This window comes from Listeria weihenstephanensis, assembly GCF_003534205.1.
Lineage (GTDB): Bacteria > Bacillota > Bacilli > Lactobacillales > Listeriaceae > Listeria_A > Listeria_A weihenstephanensis.
Window position 1 is genome coordinate 1,018,552 of sequence record NZ_CP011102.1, and the last position, 14,238, is coordinate 1,032,789.

At 41.8% G+C, this 14,238-nt stretch carries 16 protein-coding genes and 1 pseudogene; 13 read left to right on the forward strand and 4 right to left on the reverse strand.

What is annotated here, in order from left to right:
- Positions 1-28 precede the first annotated feature (28 nt).
- From UE46_RS16395 to UE46_RS04870, 10 genes are all read left to right on the forward strand, one after another.
- Entirely contained in the window at positions 29-175 is a 147-nt protein-coding gene (locus tag UE46_RS16395) for an Lmo0850 family protein (RefSeq protein ID WP_249037288.1), read from the forward strand.
- A 232-nt stretch (positions 176-407) separates the two neighbouring features.
- Entirely contained in the window at positions 408-1,178 is a 771-nt protein-coding gene (locus tag UE46_RS04830; RefSeq protein WP_036058474.1) for a hypothetical protein, read from the forward strand.
- Between the two features lie 92 nt (positions 1,179-1,270).
- The gene (locus tag UE46_RS04835; protein WP_036058475.1) at positions 1,271-1,825 is read left to right on the forward strand and encodes a TetR/AcrR family transcriptional regulator; all 555 of its coding nucleotides are present in this window, start codon (positions 1,271-1,273) and stop codon (positions 1,823-1,825) included.
- An 81-nt stretch (positions 1,826-1,906) separates the two neighbouring features.
- Positions 1,907-2,257 (forward strand): DMT family transporter, encoded by a 351-nt coding sequence (locus UE46_RS04840; RefSeq protein ID WP_036058477.1) that lies wholly within the window; start codon positions 1,907-1,909, stop codon positions 2,255-2,257.
- The gene (locus tag UE46_RS04845) at positions 2,257-2,577 is read left to right on the forward strand and encodes a DMT family transporter (protein WP_036058480.1); all 321 of its coding nucleotides are present in this window, start codon (positions 2,257-2,259) and stop codon (positions 2,575-2,577) included. The genes UE46_RS04840 and UE46_RS04845 overlap by 1 nt, the downstream gene beginning before the upstream one ends.
- Before the next feature lie 103 nt (positions 2,578-2,680).
- Positions 2,681-3,799 carry a D-alanine--D-alanine ligase gene (locus tag UE46_RS04850; RefSeq protein ID WP_036058482.1) on the forward strand — a complete coding sequence of 373 codons (1,119 nt, stop codon included), beginning with the start codon at positions 2,681-2,683 and terminating at the stop codon, positions 3,797-3,799.
- Between the two features lie 64 nt (positions 3,800-3,863).
- Positions 3,864-5,231, forward strand: a complete 1,368-nt coding sequence (locus UE46_RS04855) for a UDP-N-acetylmuramoyl-tripeptide--D-alanyl-D-alanine ligase (protein ID WP_036058483.1) — start codon at positions 3,864-3,866, stop codon at positions 5,229-5,231.
- 10 nt (positions 5,232-5,241) lie between these two features.
- Complete coding sequence (locus UE46_RS04860; RefSeq protein WP_036058485.1) at positions 5,242-5,442, forward strand: hypothetical protein; 201 nt, start codon at positions 5,242-5,244, stop codon at positions 5,440-5,442.
- Positions 5,443-5,925: 483 nt separating this feature from the next.
- The gene (gene cshA, locus UE46_RS04865) at positions 5,926-7,482 is read left to right on the forward strand and encodes a degradosome RNA helicase CshA (RefSeq protein WP_118907449.1); all 1,557 of its coding nucleotides are present in this window, start codon (positions 5,926-5,928) and stop codon (positions 7,480-7,482) included.
- 261 nt (positions 7,483-7,743) lie between these two features.
- Positions 7,744-8,394 carry a hypothetical protein gene (locus UE46_RS04870; protein WP_036058486.1) on the forward strand — a complete coding sequence of 217 codons (651 nt, stop codon included), beginning with the start codon at positions 7,744-7,746 and terminating at the stop codon, positions 8,392-8,394.
- A gap of 76 nt (positions 8,395-8,470) precedes the next feature.
- Here UE46_RS04870 and UE46_RS04875 read toward each other — a convergent pair whose 3' ends face one another.
- Together UE46_RS04875 and UE46_RS04880 are read right to left on the reverse strand one after the other, a co-directional pair.
- On the reverse strand, positions 8,471-9,322 hold the full coding sequence (locus tag UE46_RS04875; protein ID WP_118907450.1) for an aldo/keto reductase: 852 nt from the start codon (positions 9,320-9,322) through the stop codon (positions 8,471-8,473).
- A gap of 22 nt (positions 9,323-9,344) precedes the next feature.
- The gene (locus UE46_RS04880; protein WP_036058488.1) at positions 9,345-9,767 is read right to left on the reverse strand and encodes a MerR family transcriptional regulator; all 423 of its coding nucleotides are present in this window, start codon (positions 9,765-9,767) and stop codon (positions 9,345-9,347) included.
- Between the two features lie 151 nt (positions 9,768-9,918).
- Here UE46_RS04880 and UE46_RS04885 point away from each other — a divergent pair, with 151 nt between their 5' ends.
- Entirely contained in the window at positions 9,919-10,122 is a 204-nt protein-coding gene (locus tag UE46_RS04885; protein ID WP_036058490.1) for a helix-turn-helix transcriptional regulator, read from the forward strand.
- Positions 10,119-10,472, forward strand: a pseudogene (locus UE46_RS16265) (DUF3278 domain-containing protein); the annotation flags it as partial. The gene UE46_RS04885 and the pseudogene UE46_RS16265, both read left to right, overlap by 4 nt.
- Here UE46_RS16265 and UE46_RS04895 read toward each other — a convergent pair.
- Complete coding sequence (locus UE46_RS04895; protein ID WP_324604064.1) at positions 10,472-10,780, reverse strand: aldo/keto reductase; 309 nt, start codon at positions 10,778-10,780, stop codon at positions 10,472-10,474. The pseudogene UE46_RS16265 and the gene UE46_RS04895 overlap by 1 nt on opposite strands.
- 96 nt (positions 10,781-10,876) lie before the next feature.
- Between UE46_RS04895 and UE46_RS04900 the strand changes: the two genes are divergently transcribed.
- The gene (locus UE46_RS04900; RefSeq protein ID WP_036058494.1) at positions 10,877-11,485 is read left to right on the forward strand and encodes a TetR/AcrR family transcriptional regulator; all 609 of its coding nucleotides are present in this window, start codon (positions 10,877-10,879) and stop codon (positions 11,483-11,485) included.
- Between the two features lie 52 nt (positions 11,486-11,537).
- Here UE46_RS04900 and UE46_RS04905 read toward each other — a convergent pair whose 3' ends face one another.
- Complete coding sequence (locus UE46_RS04905) at positions 11,538-14,237, reverse strand: YhgE/Pip domain-containing protein (RefSeq protein ID WP_036058496.1); 2,700 nt, start codon at positions 14,235-14,237, stop codon at positions 11,538-11,540.
- Position 14,238: the final 1 nt, after the last annotated feature.

The window sequence follows — 14,238 nt, forward strand, 5'->3', positions numbered from 1 at the left end:
TCTTAAAAAGCGATTGGAGTGATACCATTTGCAAGAGAATAAAGATGTATTAAATAAGGTAATCAAACAATTAGAGAAAAAAGGTATTTTTGTCGAGAAGACCAAATCCAGAAATGACATTTGGAGCAACTTACAAAAAAACCACTTAAGCGTTGTGAAATTAGGCGTACGTTAACTACATAGATTTGCTTCTGAGCACTGATACTTATGGGTATTGGTGTTTTTTTATTTATAAATGTCAAAAAATAGTCCGAATAAGACAGGATTTAGGAAATAGAGCTAGTTTGTCATGAATTAGTAATTAATTTTTGAGCCAATTGACACACACATTTTGAGCTAACTGGTGTATGATAGAAAGATAGATGTGTAGATGAAGAGAAATCATAGGAATTGGGTGAGTGCGAGCAATGAAAAAAGAGATTTTGAAGCAGCAAACGATTTATGTACATATGGATAATGTGATAAATAATGTTGTGACAAGCGGTATTACTTTTTGCGATTTTATGAATGGTGTGATGTCGCCACCTCAAAATATTTTATTGTTAAAGCACCAATTTCCAGAAGCTTCTTTTAATGCCCATACGTCTTTTCATTATACCGATGTGAAAGAGTTGCCTGAACTCCAAAAAGCGCCTGTTTCGCAGTATGACGATTTTTGTTGGGTGGATTTTGAAGATCTTGATTTAGTGAATCAGCTCACACCGCAAGAAGTCGCTGAATTACTTTATTTATCGCATACTGGACGGCATTTACGCTCGCCGTTTTATTATAAACTCCAAAATAATTTTGTCTATTTAACGAAGAATGATGGTCGCTATAACAAGGTTTATTATCGCAACCTGGATCAATTTTATAATGTATTAGGTTATGCGATTTGGAAGAATATGAATCAAATGACAAACGAGAAAATTGTACTTCCATTTATGAAGCGCAAGAAAATTGCGGATATACCAACAGATTTGCTCAAGAAGTTCGCTATTTACTTTAAAGAGGGCGCTTGTATTTCTTTTGATGATGCTGTGAAAACGCGTAATCAGATTGAAGTTCCGATCGGGCTTAATTTAAAAGATGATATGCAGGAGCTGCTTCGCTCGAATGAACTGATTGATTATGAGCACGTAGTTGCACATTTGATCTATGATATAAGGCAAAATGAATGGTCTGTTATTGATGGTTGACTGCTAAACTTTAAAAATCACGAAACTAGGGCTTTACGTTTGGTGATTTTTTTGATAGAATAAACTAATGATCGTTAGTTAGGAGTGGTTGGATGTCGAAATCACAGTTGAAAGAGGCGGCATTACCGTTATTTGCGGAGCAGGGCTATGAGGGCACGGCTTTATCGGAGATTGCGAAGGCAGTTGGAATTAAGACGCCGTCGATTTATGCCCATTTTGCGTCGAAGGAAGCCTTATTTATGGAGATATACCGCGATGTTATGAAGCACGAACTAGTGATGCTTGATGAAGTTGTAAAAGAGACACACAGTACGGTGCGTGAGGCGTTGCATGCGTTTTTCTATAAAGTCACGGATTTCAATGTGGACCCGCAGGTGAAGCGATTTTTTCAACGGGCGATTTTCTTTCCGCCGCAAGCCTTGGCCAAACAAATGCGTGAAGAGATGACGACCTATGAGGCGCTAACGTCGCAATCGATCGGCGCGATTTTAGTTCAAACGTTGGACAAAGCGCAACAGGAAAATTGGATTTATGTATTTTACTGCTTGCTCGATGGACTTAGTCTGGAGCATGAAATATACAGCAAAGAAGATTTTGAAAAACGGCGAGACGCAGCATGGAGCGCTTTAGAAGCTTTACTCGCTTAGAGAGGATGACCTTTCGGATACGTGTTTTGCGTATTTTCTATATTTTTGGGACAGCCCAATACAAATGAGGAGGAAAAAGTGATGGCATGGATTTATTTGGTGCTCGCTGGCCTGTCTGAAATTGTTTGGGCGTTTGGCTTGAAGGAAGCACATGGTTTTAGTAGGTTAGGATGGAGTTTACTCACGATTGCCTTTTTGATTGTCAGTTTCTATCTGTTTGCACGAGCGATGCGCAATATTCCAATTGGAACGGCGTACGCGGTCTTTACGGGGATTGGTGCGGCAGGGACGGCGATTATCGGGATGTTATTCTTAAATGAAACGACGAATATCTGGAAAATTGTTTCGCTGATCGTGTTGTTGACGGGAATTATCGGGTTGAAATTGGTCGATGGCGGTTCTAAGTCGGATGAAAAGGCGGGTGAATCGTGATGGCATGGATATTCTTATTAATTGCCGGCTTGTGTGAAATGGCATTTGTAGTCATGATGAAGCTTTCCGAAGGCTTTAAGAAATTAAATTATTCATTGTTGACGATTATATTTATGATCGCGAGTTTCTTCTTGCTTTCGATGGCACTAAAAACGATTCCAATCGGAACAGGCTACGCGATTTGGACAGGGATTGGCGCTGTCGGTTCCGTTGTCATGGGGATGCTACTTTTTAAAGAGAAGAAAAGCGCGCTTAAACTCTTGTTCATCACGCTGATCATCGCTGGTGTTATTGGCTTGAAGTTGACAAGTGGCGTTTGATTCTAGAGCACTGAGAAATTTTTCAGTGCTTTTTCTTTCTTTCGCGCAAAAACATGTTAAAATAGATTGTATTGATTTAGGTAAGTTATAACGGAGGGGTAACATGAAAACGAAATTAGTAGTTTTATATGGCGGAAAGTCGGCAGAACATGAGATTTCTTTACAGACGGCTTTTTCAGTGATAAACGCATTAGAATTTAATAAATTTGAGGTAAAGCCCATTTACATAACGAACGAGGGTGACTGGGTGCAAGGCCCGGATTTAACTGGAAAACTTGATTTTGTAGAGCAATTACGTTTCGAATCTAAAAATGCTTTGAAGCTGACAGACACGAAAGGTTCGGCATCGCACGGCTTGGCAGTTAGTCCAGCGGCATTGCGTGAAGAAGGCGACATGGACTCTATGGTTGTGTTCCCATTATTGCATGGACCAAACGGCGAAGATGGCACAGTTCAGGGCTTGCTTGAAGTTCTTAACCTTCCTTACGTTGGAGCTGGCGTTTTGGCTTCGGCCGCAGCGATGGATAAAATCGTGATGAAAATGGTATTCGCAGACGCTGGTATTCCGCAAGTTCCTGATGTTTCGGTTCGCGCGATTGAATGGCAAGAAACTGAGGACGCGATCGTTGAAAAAATCGAGGCGAAATTGGAATATCCCGTTTTTGTAAAACCTGCGAATCTTGGTTCGAGTGTTGGTATTAGTAAAGCGACAGACCGTGAAACGCTGATTGCAGCCATGGTCGAAGCGCTTCGTTATGACCGCCGAATTGTGGTGGAACAAGGCGTTGTAGCACGTGAGATCGAGATTGCAGTGCTTGGTAATGATGTACCTGCTTGTTCGGTTGCTGGCGAAATTATTCCAAAAGGTGCCGAAGCGGTTTTCTATGATTATCGGGCGAAGTATCAAGATAACGATACGGTGATGGCGATTCCAGCAGAGCTTGATCCCGCGATTTATGAACAATTGGTAGATTATGCTAAGCGCGCTTTTATCGGTCTCGCTGGTAGTGGGCTCGTACGCGCTGACTTTTTTGTAACGCAGGATAACCAGATTTTCTTAAATGAAGTCAACACAATGCCAGGATTCACGCCATACAGCATGTATCCGCTACTTTGGCAGGAAACAGGTTTGCCATATTCGGAGCTGATTGTGAAATTGGTTGAGCTTGCAAAAGAACGTCATGATGCGAAAAATAAATTGAAATATACATTAGAAGATTAATCGAGTTAGGAAAGCAGTGCCAAATGCGGACTGCTTTTTTCTCGGAATTTTGGAGGGTGAAAAATTGAAAAAAACGATAGCAGAAATTGCAGACATGATCCCAGTTTTAAATGACATAAGCGAGTGGGGCGACGTAGCCTTAACTGGAGTGTGTTTTGATACGCGTCAAATCAAGGCGGGGGACTTATTTGTTCCGTTCATCGGTGAATCCCGTGACGGGCACGCATTTGTGAAAGATGCACATGAGGCGGGAGCAAGTGCGGCATTCTGGCAAAAAGATGTGCCGAATCCTCCTGCTGGCGTTCCAGTTTTGATGGTGGAAGATACGTTGACGGCACTGCAAGACCTGGCAAAAGCATATTTACAAGAGGTGAATCCAAAAACAATCGCGATTACGGGAAGCAATGGTAAAACAACGACGAAAGACATTATGGCAGCAATCGCAGCATCGAAATATCGCGTACATAAAACCGGTGGGAATTTTAATAATCATATCGGTTTACCGTTCACGATTCTTAGCATGCCTAGGGATACAGAAGTTGCAGTACTTGAGATGGGCATGAATCATCGCCACGAAATCGAAGTCCTTACAAAAATTGTGAATCCAGATATCGCGCTAATTACTAACGTTGGTGAGGCTCATTTGGAGCATTTAGGATCACGTGAAGAGATCGCCAAAGCCAAAATGGAGATAACAGCAGGCTTGGCGTCCACTAGTTTATTAATTTATCCAAGTGAAGAGGAACTTCTGAAACCACTAATAACCGACCAATATCGCGTCGCAACTTTTGGTGAAAAAGGTGATTTACACCCGCTAATGATGCGTACAGAAATGGAAGGCACGTCCTTCACGACAAATGTGGCACCAGAGGTCGAAATTTTCGTGCCAATCGTTGGGGAGCATAACGTTTTCAATACAATGGCAGCGATGTTAGCGGCGAACGAACTCGGCATCTCAGCACTTGATGTAAAAGAAGCCTTAGCGAATATGGAACGCTCCAATAGCCGCTTAGAATGGCTGGTCGGAACAAAAGGTAGCGATATCTTAAACGATGCATACAATTCGAGTCCAACTGCGTTAATGGCTGTTTTGAAGACGTTTATGCATCTAGAAGCGCCGAATAAAAAGAAATTCGTCGTGGTAGCAGATATGCTAGAACTTGGCGAAGATGCAGATACGTTTCACTATAACGTCGGAAAATCCATCGAAAAAGGAAGCATCGATAAAGTTTTTGCATACGGAAATCATATCGAAGCTTTCGCAAAAGCTGCCACAGAAAAAATTGGTGAGGAAAACGTATTCTACTTCGAGACGAGAGAAGCCCTTAAAAACGAACTATTATCGCAAGTTACCGGAGACGAATACATTATGGTAAAAGGCTCTTATGGTATGGGATTAAAAGACATCGTAGCAGGGTTAACAACAATATAGGAGGATTAACATGAAAAAAATGCTATGGATAACCTGGATTTCGCTTTTCGCAGCATGTAGCTTTTTCGATATTATGTTATTAATGGATACTAGCTTTTCAGATATACTGGGAGCCCTATTCCTAGGTGCAGTACAATCACTCATCATCATGACTTTCATACTTCTCATTATTGTTCTCGTAAAATGGATCAAAAAATACACTACAAACTAATCTAAAAGTAGCTTTCGGCAATTTAAGTTGTTGCAAGCTGCTTTTTTATAAATGGTAAATTGCGTACCCACTTCATATGTATGCGCATACTCGGAAATAAAACAAAAATATCACACTTAAATCGAGTATATTCATTGAAAACACAAGGGATTCATGTTATGATGATTTGTGGAAGTTAATTAGGTTTTTAGTATAAGCCTACATTATTATTAGAGGGCTTTTTTATTTTTTGCGTAAGAGACTGTGGACTGAACCGATAGCTTGTCGGCTTTAGGTGTTTGCTCCCAGCCTCCATTATGTCGTGAATCATATGCTTGGTATATCCAAGCTTTTCTATTGCAGAAAAATGAAAAATGCGGGCGTTATTTCGAATGAAGAAAAGAACGAGCTTGCATTAACCAGATGAATTAAAACGATGAGTAAAGATGATGAAAATGAGAAAGTGCTCTCCCAAAAAAACTTATTTTTAAAGGAGAAATGACATTGACAAAGTTTTCGGAGTTCGGTTTAGATCCGCTAATTGTTAAATCAGTAAACAGAATGGGATTTGAGGAAGCTACCCCAATCCAAGAAAAAACAATTCCACTAGGTCTTTTAGGTAAAGATATTATTGGACAAGCACAAACAGGTACAGGTAAGACGGCAGCATTTGGTTTGCCACTTATCAACAAAATTGACACTAAAAAAACAGGTGTACAATCGCTAATTATCGCGCCAACACGTGAGCTTGCGATTCAAGTTTCAGAAGAGCTATATCGTTTAGCATCTGACAAACGCCTTCACGTTTTAGCAGTATACGGCGGTTCTGACATCAGTCGTCAAATCCGTTCATTAAAGAAAAATCCACAAATCGTTGTTGGTACGCCAGGACGTATTCTAGATCACATCAACCGTAAAACGTTGCGTCTAGAAAACGTGGAAACTTTAGTATTGGATGAAGCGGATGAAATGCTAAACATGGGATTCATCGATGATATCGAGTCGATCCTAAAAACAGTTCCAGACGATCGCCAAACGTTGCTATTCTCAGCAACAATGCCAAAACCAATCCAACGCATCGCAGAACGTTTCATGAAAAACCCAGAATTGGTACAAGTAAAAACAAAAGAAATGACAGCTCTATTGATCGAGCAATTCTTTGTGAAAGTGAACGAAAGAGAGAAATTTGATGTTCTTTCTAGACTTTTAGACGTACAAGCACCTGAACTTGCGATCGTATTTGGTCGTACAAAACGCCGTGTTGACGAAGTATCTCGCGCGCTTGACATGCGTGGCTATGTTGCGGAAGGTATTCATGGTGATTTGACCCAAGCGAAACGTATGAGCGTATTGCGTAAGTTTAAAGAAGGAAAAATCGATATCCTTGTTGCAACAGACGTAGCAGCACGTGGTCTAGATATTTCTGGTGTAACACACGTTTATAACTTCGATATTCCGCAAGATCCAGAGTCATATGTCCATCGTGTTGGACGTACTGGTCGTGCCGGTAAAGAAGGTATGGCAGTAACATTCGTATCACCACGTGAAATGGGTTACCTAAAAATCGTGGAAGATACTACGAAAAAACGCATGACACCACTTCAACCACCAACATGGGACGAAGCATTCGAAGGTCAATTGCGCGTAGCTACTGAAAAAATTAGCGATATCGTTCGCGAAGACAGCCTAGCTGACTATAAAGTAGTAGCAACGAAATTACTAGAAGAATACGATCCAACAGATATCGCAGCAGCAATGTTGAAACTGTTATCTAAAGAACCAGACCAAACACCAGTCCATATTTCCGAAGAACGTCCATTACCTCATCGTGGAGGCAAAGGCGGCGGCGGAAAAGGCAAAGGTGGCGGCGGCTATCGCGGAGGCGGTAAAGGCGGCTATCGTGGTGGCTCTGGCGGCGGTGGAGATCGCAAAGGCGGAGGCGGCGGTTATCGAGGCAAAGGCGGTTCAGGCGCTGGAAATGGCGGCGGCGGACGTCGTTACAGCAACGATCGTAAACCAAGCTCTGGCGGCGGCGGAAACAAAGGCGGCAGCGCTAAATAATAAATATCAAGTTCCGAATTGGTTGTTACTAACTGATTCGGAGCTTTTTGTTATGTTTCATTCTAAAATAGAGATTTTGAGTTAGAGATTAGATGAAATATGAAGCATAATATTTGGAATCGATATATTTATGTTTAGAAATATTATCTTTTGTAAAAGTTATATGATATACTTTTTGGAATAGAGTGATAACCTTTACTCCAATAAGTGAGTATTTAACTGGTATCAATGCGAAATATAAATAGATGGGAGAGATGATAGATGAGGCGTAAAACAATTTTATATGTAAGCGCTACGATACTTTTATTAGTGACTAGTGTATTTCTTATAATAGGAAAAACAGATAATAAAGTTGACGCTATTGCAGAACAAGAATCGGTGAACAATAATGAGGTTGTGAGGGCCGTTATAAATAGAGAATATCCGATATACGCTAATTTTAAGGAATTAGTAAACCATGCAGATACTATTTTTAAAGGTAAAGTAGAATCTTACGAAGACAAATTAATTGATACAACGGCGAAATGGAATCTTAAAGAATTGACGATGGAGGAGCGAGCCGCTGTAAGTTTAAATCAGAATGCTGATGATGGAACCTCTCCATGTCGTGTATTCCGAGTTAGAGTAATAACAGATTTTAAGGGAAATCATGAGGTTGGGGATATTGTGGAAGTGAAGCAAACTCATGGTAAGAAAAATGGCGTAGATTATTCGGAAGCTGGCGAAGTACTTCTTGAGACAGACAAAGAGTATTTACTTTTTCTGCAAGATTATGAAGGGACGCCCTCAAGTATTATTAATCCAACGCAAGGGTTATACGTAGAGGAAAACGGTGAGTATGTGGCACCAATGCAGGTTGATAATAGTGCTATTGCTGTGAATGAGGCGGAATTAGAAGCAATTGAAAAATAAAAAAAGAGCTTAGTATGATGAATGAGAGATGATAGAAACCTGCTCTCATCACAAGATACTAAGCTTTTTTCGTAGTTTAAATTTCCAGTTTCCGGCTTGCCATCCAGCGAATCATTTCTGGATCAGCGTGAGAGAAGAACTGGCTTTCTCCCTCATTTAACGTTGCGATTTTCTCTTTATCCGCGTCTGTTAGCTCAAAATCAAAGACATCGAGATTTTCCTGCATTCGTTCTGGTTTCACCGATTTTGCGAGGACAATAATACCTTGTTCCAGCAACCAGCGCGTAATGACTTGTGCGACAGATTTGCCGTATTTTTCACCGATTTTGACTAGTATTGGATTATGAAATATATCATTTTTTCCTTCCGCGAATGGCGCCCAGGCTTCTGGCATGATTCCTTCTGCTTTTAGCGCCGCGATGTTTTTCGTTTGTTGTTGGAATGGATTGATTTCGATTTGGTTGACTTGCGGTGTCACCGTATTGAATTCAGCTAAGTCGACGGCCTGATCTACTGCAAAATTGGAGACCCCGATTGCTCGAATTTTCCCTTGTACTTGCAATTCTTCCATAGCACGCCAAGCACCGTAAACATCGCTATAAGGTTGGTGAATTAGTAGCAAATCGATGTAGTCTAGACCAAGGCGTGTTAGTGAACGCTCAAATGAGGATAGAACACCTTCGTAGCTAACGTTTTCAACCCAAATTTTTGTTGTGATAAATAGTTCTTTGCGCGCGACGCCAGATTTAGCGATGCCACGACCAACCGCTTCTTCGTTCATGTAGCTTTGTGCGGTGTCAATGTGGCGATAGCCTGCTCTGATCGCTTCTTGTACAGCGGTTTCTGCTTGTTCTGGGTCCGTAATTTGATACGTTCCAAATCCTAGAATTGGTATTTCCACACCGTTATTCAATCTGACCATTTTCATACATAATTCCTCCTAAAAATAGTTAATCATGTTTTCTTTCCCATAGTTTTTCGATGTTCTCGGCATTTATTTCGCCCGTTTTAAACTTCGCGATATGTTCGTCGTACGTTTCGATTTTATAGACGAGTAGATCACGTACTTCGTTCATGTCCGCTAATTTACCGTCGAGCTCTTTCAGCTGATCTCGCAAAACTTGTTTTTGAGCTTCCTCGACATTTTGCGTTTCCCGTAATTGAGCGAGCGTGGCAAATTCGATGAGAGACTCCACGGATAACCCAGCTTTGCGTAAATTTTTCGCGAGGTAAATCCAATTTAAATCGCCTGTCGAATAATCTCGATAACCACTTGCATTGCGGCGAACAGGTGGGATAACGCCAACTCTTTCGTAATAACGCAATGTATCTACAGTTAAGTCAAACTTGTCGGCGGCTTGTTTAATATTCATCCTTCGTCACCTCCATCTAATGTTCTATTTTATTATAAACCTTGGAGTTAGCACCAAGGCAAGAGAAAATATAAATATATCATATATAGTTGACATTCTGGGGGGTGACCTGTAATATGTCATATATACAAGACAGAAAGGAACGGCTGATATGAATCATGTAAAGGAACATCGAAAACGGGAAAAGCTATCGCAGCTTGATTTGGCGAAGCAAATAGGTGTTGCGAGGCAGACGATTAACTTGATTGAAAATGATAAATATAATCCGTCGCTTGATTTATGTATCAGGCTCGCCAAAGCTTTGAACACAGATTTAAATACATTATTTTGGCTTGAGGAGGTCAGTGAGACATGAATTCTAAAGAAAAGTGGTTCAATTATTTTATCGGTATCGATACGAAACGTGATGAATATCAATCGCAAGAAATTAGACGTATCTTAGCGAATATGGCGCTAGTTTTGTGGATGAGTATCATGATTCTACAATTTATTCTGATGATTTTAGACCAAGTCAATCATGAAACAAGCGCTGGTACAATAGGTTTGTTCATCATTAATGTGACGATACCGATTTACTTCTATATCCAAATTGGGCGCCAAGGATTGAATGTTACGGAGTTTAACGATGCAGAGGAATTCCGAAGTTTCAAAAGAAGAGCACTATATCGTTCACTCATTGGAGGAGCTTTCTTAGGACTTGTTGCCTATTTTATCACAAGTATTATTTTACCACTGGTTATGCGGGAAGCCATTAATGCGCCAAATTTAAGAGATACGAAAGCTTGGTCGCGGCGGGAACCTTGGAGTGCTTCACCAACGAGCATTTCGCTATATCCTGCGCCGTGAAAATCTGCGGTATGGATGAGATTAATGCCAGCATCTAGGGCTGTATGGATTGTTTTGATGCTTTCTGCTCGGCTAGCGCTATCGGTTTTATTGGTCATGCGGCTCCAGCCTAGTCCTAGTCCTAATCGTGATATGTTTATTTCGTTTGTCATTGTAATGACCTCCATTCGTTATTTTAGCACAAGTGTACTAGTGGTGTTGACACGTTAGCACGTATGTACTAGAATGTCAATAGAGATACTTTTAAGAAAAGAGGAATGCCCGTGAAGAAGGATAGGCGAGAAGCTATTTTAGATATGGCTCAGGAATTGTTTAGTGAGAATGGTTATAATGATGTATCGATGCGAAATGTGGCGGATGCCCTCCAAATTAGTGTTGGTAATTTGACGTATTATTTTAAGCGAAAAGAAGATCTGATTGAGGCGGTTATTTTGGAGCAAAGTAAGGGATATCAGCTTCCAGAGACACCGCGGACATTGCTGGAATTGCATCAATTTTTCATTCAGGGGATCGTGCATCAGAAGAAGAATGATTATTTCTTCCGGTATTCGGATCAGCTGGCGCAAGTGAGCGATGAGATTTATCAGTTGCAAGTTCGGGTTTTAAAAACGCGTTTTGAGATGTTGCAGGAGAGTTTTGCAATATTGGAAAGCGCGGGTAATATGGAGAAAGAACAGTTGCCGGGCCAAATCGATGGCGTGGTTGAGCTGATAAACATGGTAAAGGTTTATTGGATGCCAGCGAGTGATCTTTACAATAGTTCGGCGATGAAGGAAAGTCCGCTGAATAGTTTGTGGGGCATTGTTTATCCGCTTTTGACGGAGCAGGGGAAACGAATTTTTAAAGAGGAAATCGAGCTGGAATTAGAATAAAAAATACCGCGAAATCTGAAGCCATGACGGCCGGATTTCGCGGTGTTTTTATTTATACAGTTTGTTCATGTAGTGTTGTCACTGGGAAGCGTTTGTTTTTTCTGATCGTTAGCGTCAGGATGAGCAGGGCGTTGAAAAGAATAATCAAGCCGACTAAAACCCATGCACTGACGACGAAAAGCTGGTTTCCAAGTCCAGATGAGATCGCTTGACGGAAGCCGTAAACGGAATGTGTCATCGGTAGGAATGGATTTAGTGCATTGAAGAATCCGTCTGTTAATGGCATTGGGAATGTACCGCCACTTGCTCCGAGTTGCAAGACGAGGATAACCATCGCAATGAAGCGACCAGGATTTCCGAGTGCCGTTGCCAAGAGCATAACGAGGAACATGAAGGTGAGCGATGTTAAAATGGAGATTAAGAAGAAGTCTCCCATATGTGCCACTTCTAAGCCTAGCGCTAACATGACGAAATCAAGAATCAATGCTTGTAAAATCGCGGCAACGAAGCCGATCGAGAATTTACTTAGCCACCATGATACGCCAGACGTCGGTGTCATGGATGGGCGACGGATTGGGAAGATAAAGTTGAATACCAATGCGCCGACGTATAAGCCAAGTGATAGTACGTAAGGTGCTAGACCGTGACCGTAGTTTGGTACGTTGCTTAGTTTTTTCTCGGTGAGATCGGTTGGTTGTGCGATCATATCGTACGTTTTTGATGAAGGATCGATTTTGCCAACTTCTGCTGCACCGTCTTTTAGTTTGGTTGCCAGTTCGCTTGTACCGTCGTTTAATTTCACGAGGTTGGAAGCGATTGTTCCAGAGCCTGTTGCTAGTTTGCCAGAGCCATCGCTGACTTGTGTTGCGCCAGTTGCAAGTGCGTTTGTACCGTTCACAAGTTCTGGTAAGCCACCTGCAAGTGTATTTGTGCCAGCTGCTAGTGCGGATGAGCCTGCAAGTAGGGCCGGGTTGTTTTGTGTTAATTGTGTGGCACCGTTGTTGGCTTGGTTGATGCCATTATTCACTGTACCTACGCCATTTGTATATGTTTGTAGGCCACTGTTTAAAGCGGTAGATCCTTCTGCAAGTTGCGATACGCCACCGACTAAGGCAGGAACGCTGTTGTTTAAGGTAGCTGTTCCAGATGCTAATTGATTGCTCCCAGATACGGCTGAATCAAGACCTGCTTTTAATTGTGCTGATCCTGCTAAAATTCCGTTGTTTGGCGCTGTAAATGCACCTCGGATCGTGTCGTAGCCTTGAATTGCTTTCACTGCAACTGGTAGGCCGGTAGATGCTTTGCTATTGAGTTCTGCAACGCCAGCTTTTAGTGTACCTAAGCTTCCAGCGACTGGTTGTAATTTGTTTTGTAAAATGTCTGCTGTACTCGATAGATTGTTACCGAGTTTTTGAGCGATTGCGACTTGTTGGCTAGCTTGTTGTGTCAGTTCTTTGCTAAGCGCGTCGGTAATTTCTTTTTGCTGTGCTGGTGTCAGGGTTTGGAATGCCGTTGTACTAGCGACAGCTGTGGTTGTGTTTTTGCCATTTGTTTGGATTGATTTTCCTAGATCTGTGATGGCGGATTCCATTGTTTGTAGGTTCGTTTGCAGTGTTTTCATCGAAGCGCTTAGATCTCCGCCTGCTTGTACAGAGGAGTTAATCGTGCTGATACCATCTTTCATGGCGTTTAGTCCAGTGGTTAGTTCTTTGACGTTAGAAGCGGTTGGAAGTCCGTCTGCTAGCTTATTGAGACCAGCATCCAGTTTTGTGCTGCCTGCTTGTAATTTTTGTAAACCGCTGTTCAAAGATTGTTGTCCGCTGTTTAATTCAGGGACTTTAGCGGCGAGCGTTCCTGTGCTAGCGTTTAGCGTGCTAAGGCCATCTGCGAGTTTACTACTGCCATCAAGTAAGGCGGGAGAATTCGCATTTAGTTTCGCTGTTCCGTCTTGCAATTTGCCAAGACCTGATTGGACTTGGGAAACGCCTGCTGTGTATTGACCGAGGGAACTGTTTAGTTTTCCAGCGCCATCATTTAATTTGCTCACGCCATCTGAAACGGTCGTACTTAGCGCTACATTGATTTTATTCGCGCCATCTGCGAGTTTCGGCGTGCTTTTCGCGAGTTCATTGAGTTTTTCGGTCAGCGTTTTACTGCCGTCTTTCAACTGAATCGTACCGTCATCGATTTTCTTAGAACCGTCAGCGGCTGTTTCCATGCCATTGCCAACTTTTGAAATTTGTGAAAAAATCGCTTTGGCATAGCTTTCCGTTACTTTTTTTGAAATTTTGGCGTTGACTGCTGATGCGCCTTGGCCGGTTACGACTTCCCCGATATAGTTTTGCGCGGGGTTGATTTCATAAGAAAGATTCATTTTTTTAGGCGTTGCATCAAGAACGGTAGAGGCATTTTTGGAAAAGTCTTTCGGAATCGTGATGACCATATAGTACTTGCCGTCTTTCAAACCTTCATTGGCAGTCTTCGCATCAAGGAAATTCCAGCCTAAATCGTTATTTTTCTTCAGTTCTTTGACGAGTTCATTCCCGACATCGAGCTCTTGGCCTTCGTAATTAGCCGCTTGGTCCTCATTGACGACAGCAACAGGAAGCTCACTTGTTTTGCCATACGGGTCCCAAACGGATTTTAGGAAAACGCCACCGTATAAAATCGGGATAAACATAATAACGATCGTCGAAACGAGCAGGATTTTGTTGTTTAAAAGTCGTTTCCATTCTTTTTTTAACATATTCATA

What these genes read in the sequence shown, in the direction of transcription:
- UE46_RS04830 (WP_036058474.1), top strand. Translation starts at nt 408, where the DNA reads ATGAAAAAAGAGATTTTGAAGCAGCAAACGATTTATGTACATATGGAT.
- UE46_RS04835 (WP_036058475.1), top strand. Translation starts at nt 1,271, where the DNA reads ATGTCGAAATCACAGTTGAAAGAGGCGGCATTACCGTTATTTGCGGAG.
- UE46_RS04840 (WP_036058477.1), top strand. Translation starts at nt 1,907, where the DNA reads ATGGCATGGATTTATTTGGTGCTCGCTGGCCTGTCTGAAATTGTTTGG.
- UE46_RS04845 (WP_036058480.1), top strand. Translation starts at nt 2,257, where the DNA reads ATGGCATGGATATTCTTATTAATTGCCGGCTTGTGTGAAATGGCATTT.
- UE46_RS04850 (WP_036058482.1), top strand. Translation starts at nt 2,681, where the DNA reads ATGAAAACGAAATTAGTAGTTTTATATGGCGGAAAGTCGGCAGAACAT.
- UE46_RS04860 (WP_036058485.1), top strand. Translation starts at nt 5,242, where the DNA reads ATGAAAAAAATGCTATGGATAACCTGGATTTCGCTTTTCGCAGCATGT.
- UE46_RS04870 (WP_036058486.1), top strand. Translation starts at nt 7,744, where the DNA reads ATGAGGCGTAAAACAATTTTATATGTAAGCGCTACGATACTTTTATTA.
- UE46_RS04875 (WP_118907450.1), bottom strand. Translation starts at nt 9,322, where the DNA reads ATGAAAATGGTCAGATTGAATAACGGTGTGGAAATACCAATTCTAGGA.
- UE46_RS04880 (WP_036058488.1), bottom strand. Translation starts at nt 9,767, where the DNA reads ATGAATATTAAACAAGCCGCCGACAAGTTTGACTTAACTGTAGATACA.
- UE46_RS04885 (WP_036058490.1), top strand. Translation starts at nt 9,919, where the DNA reads ATGAATCATGTAAAGGAACATCGAAAACGGGAAAAGCTATCGCAGCTT.
- UE46_RS04895 (WP_324604064.1), bottom strand. Translation starts at nt 10,780, where the DNA reads ATGGAGGTCATTACAATGACAAACGAAATAAACATATCACGATTAGGA.
- UE46_RS04905 (WP_036058496.1), bottom strand. Translation starts at nt 14,237, where the DNA reads ATGAATATGTTAAAAAAAGAATGGAAACGACTTTTAAACAACAAAATC.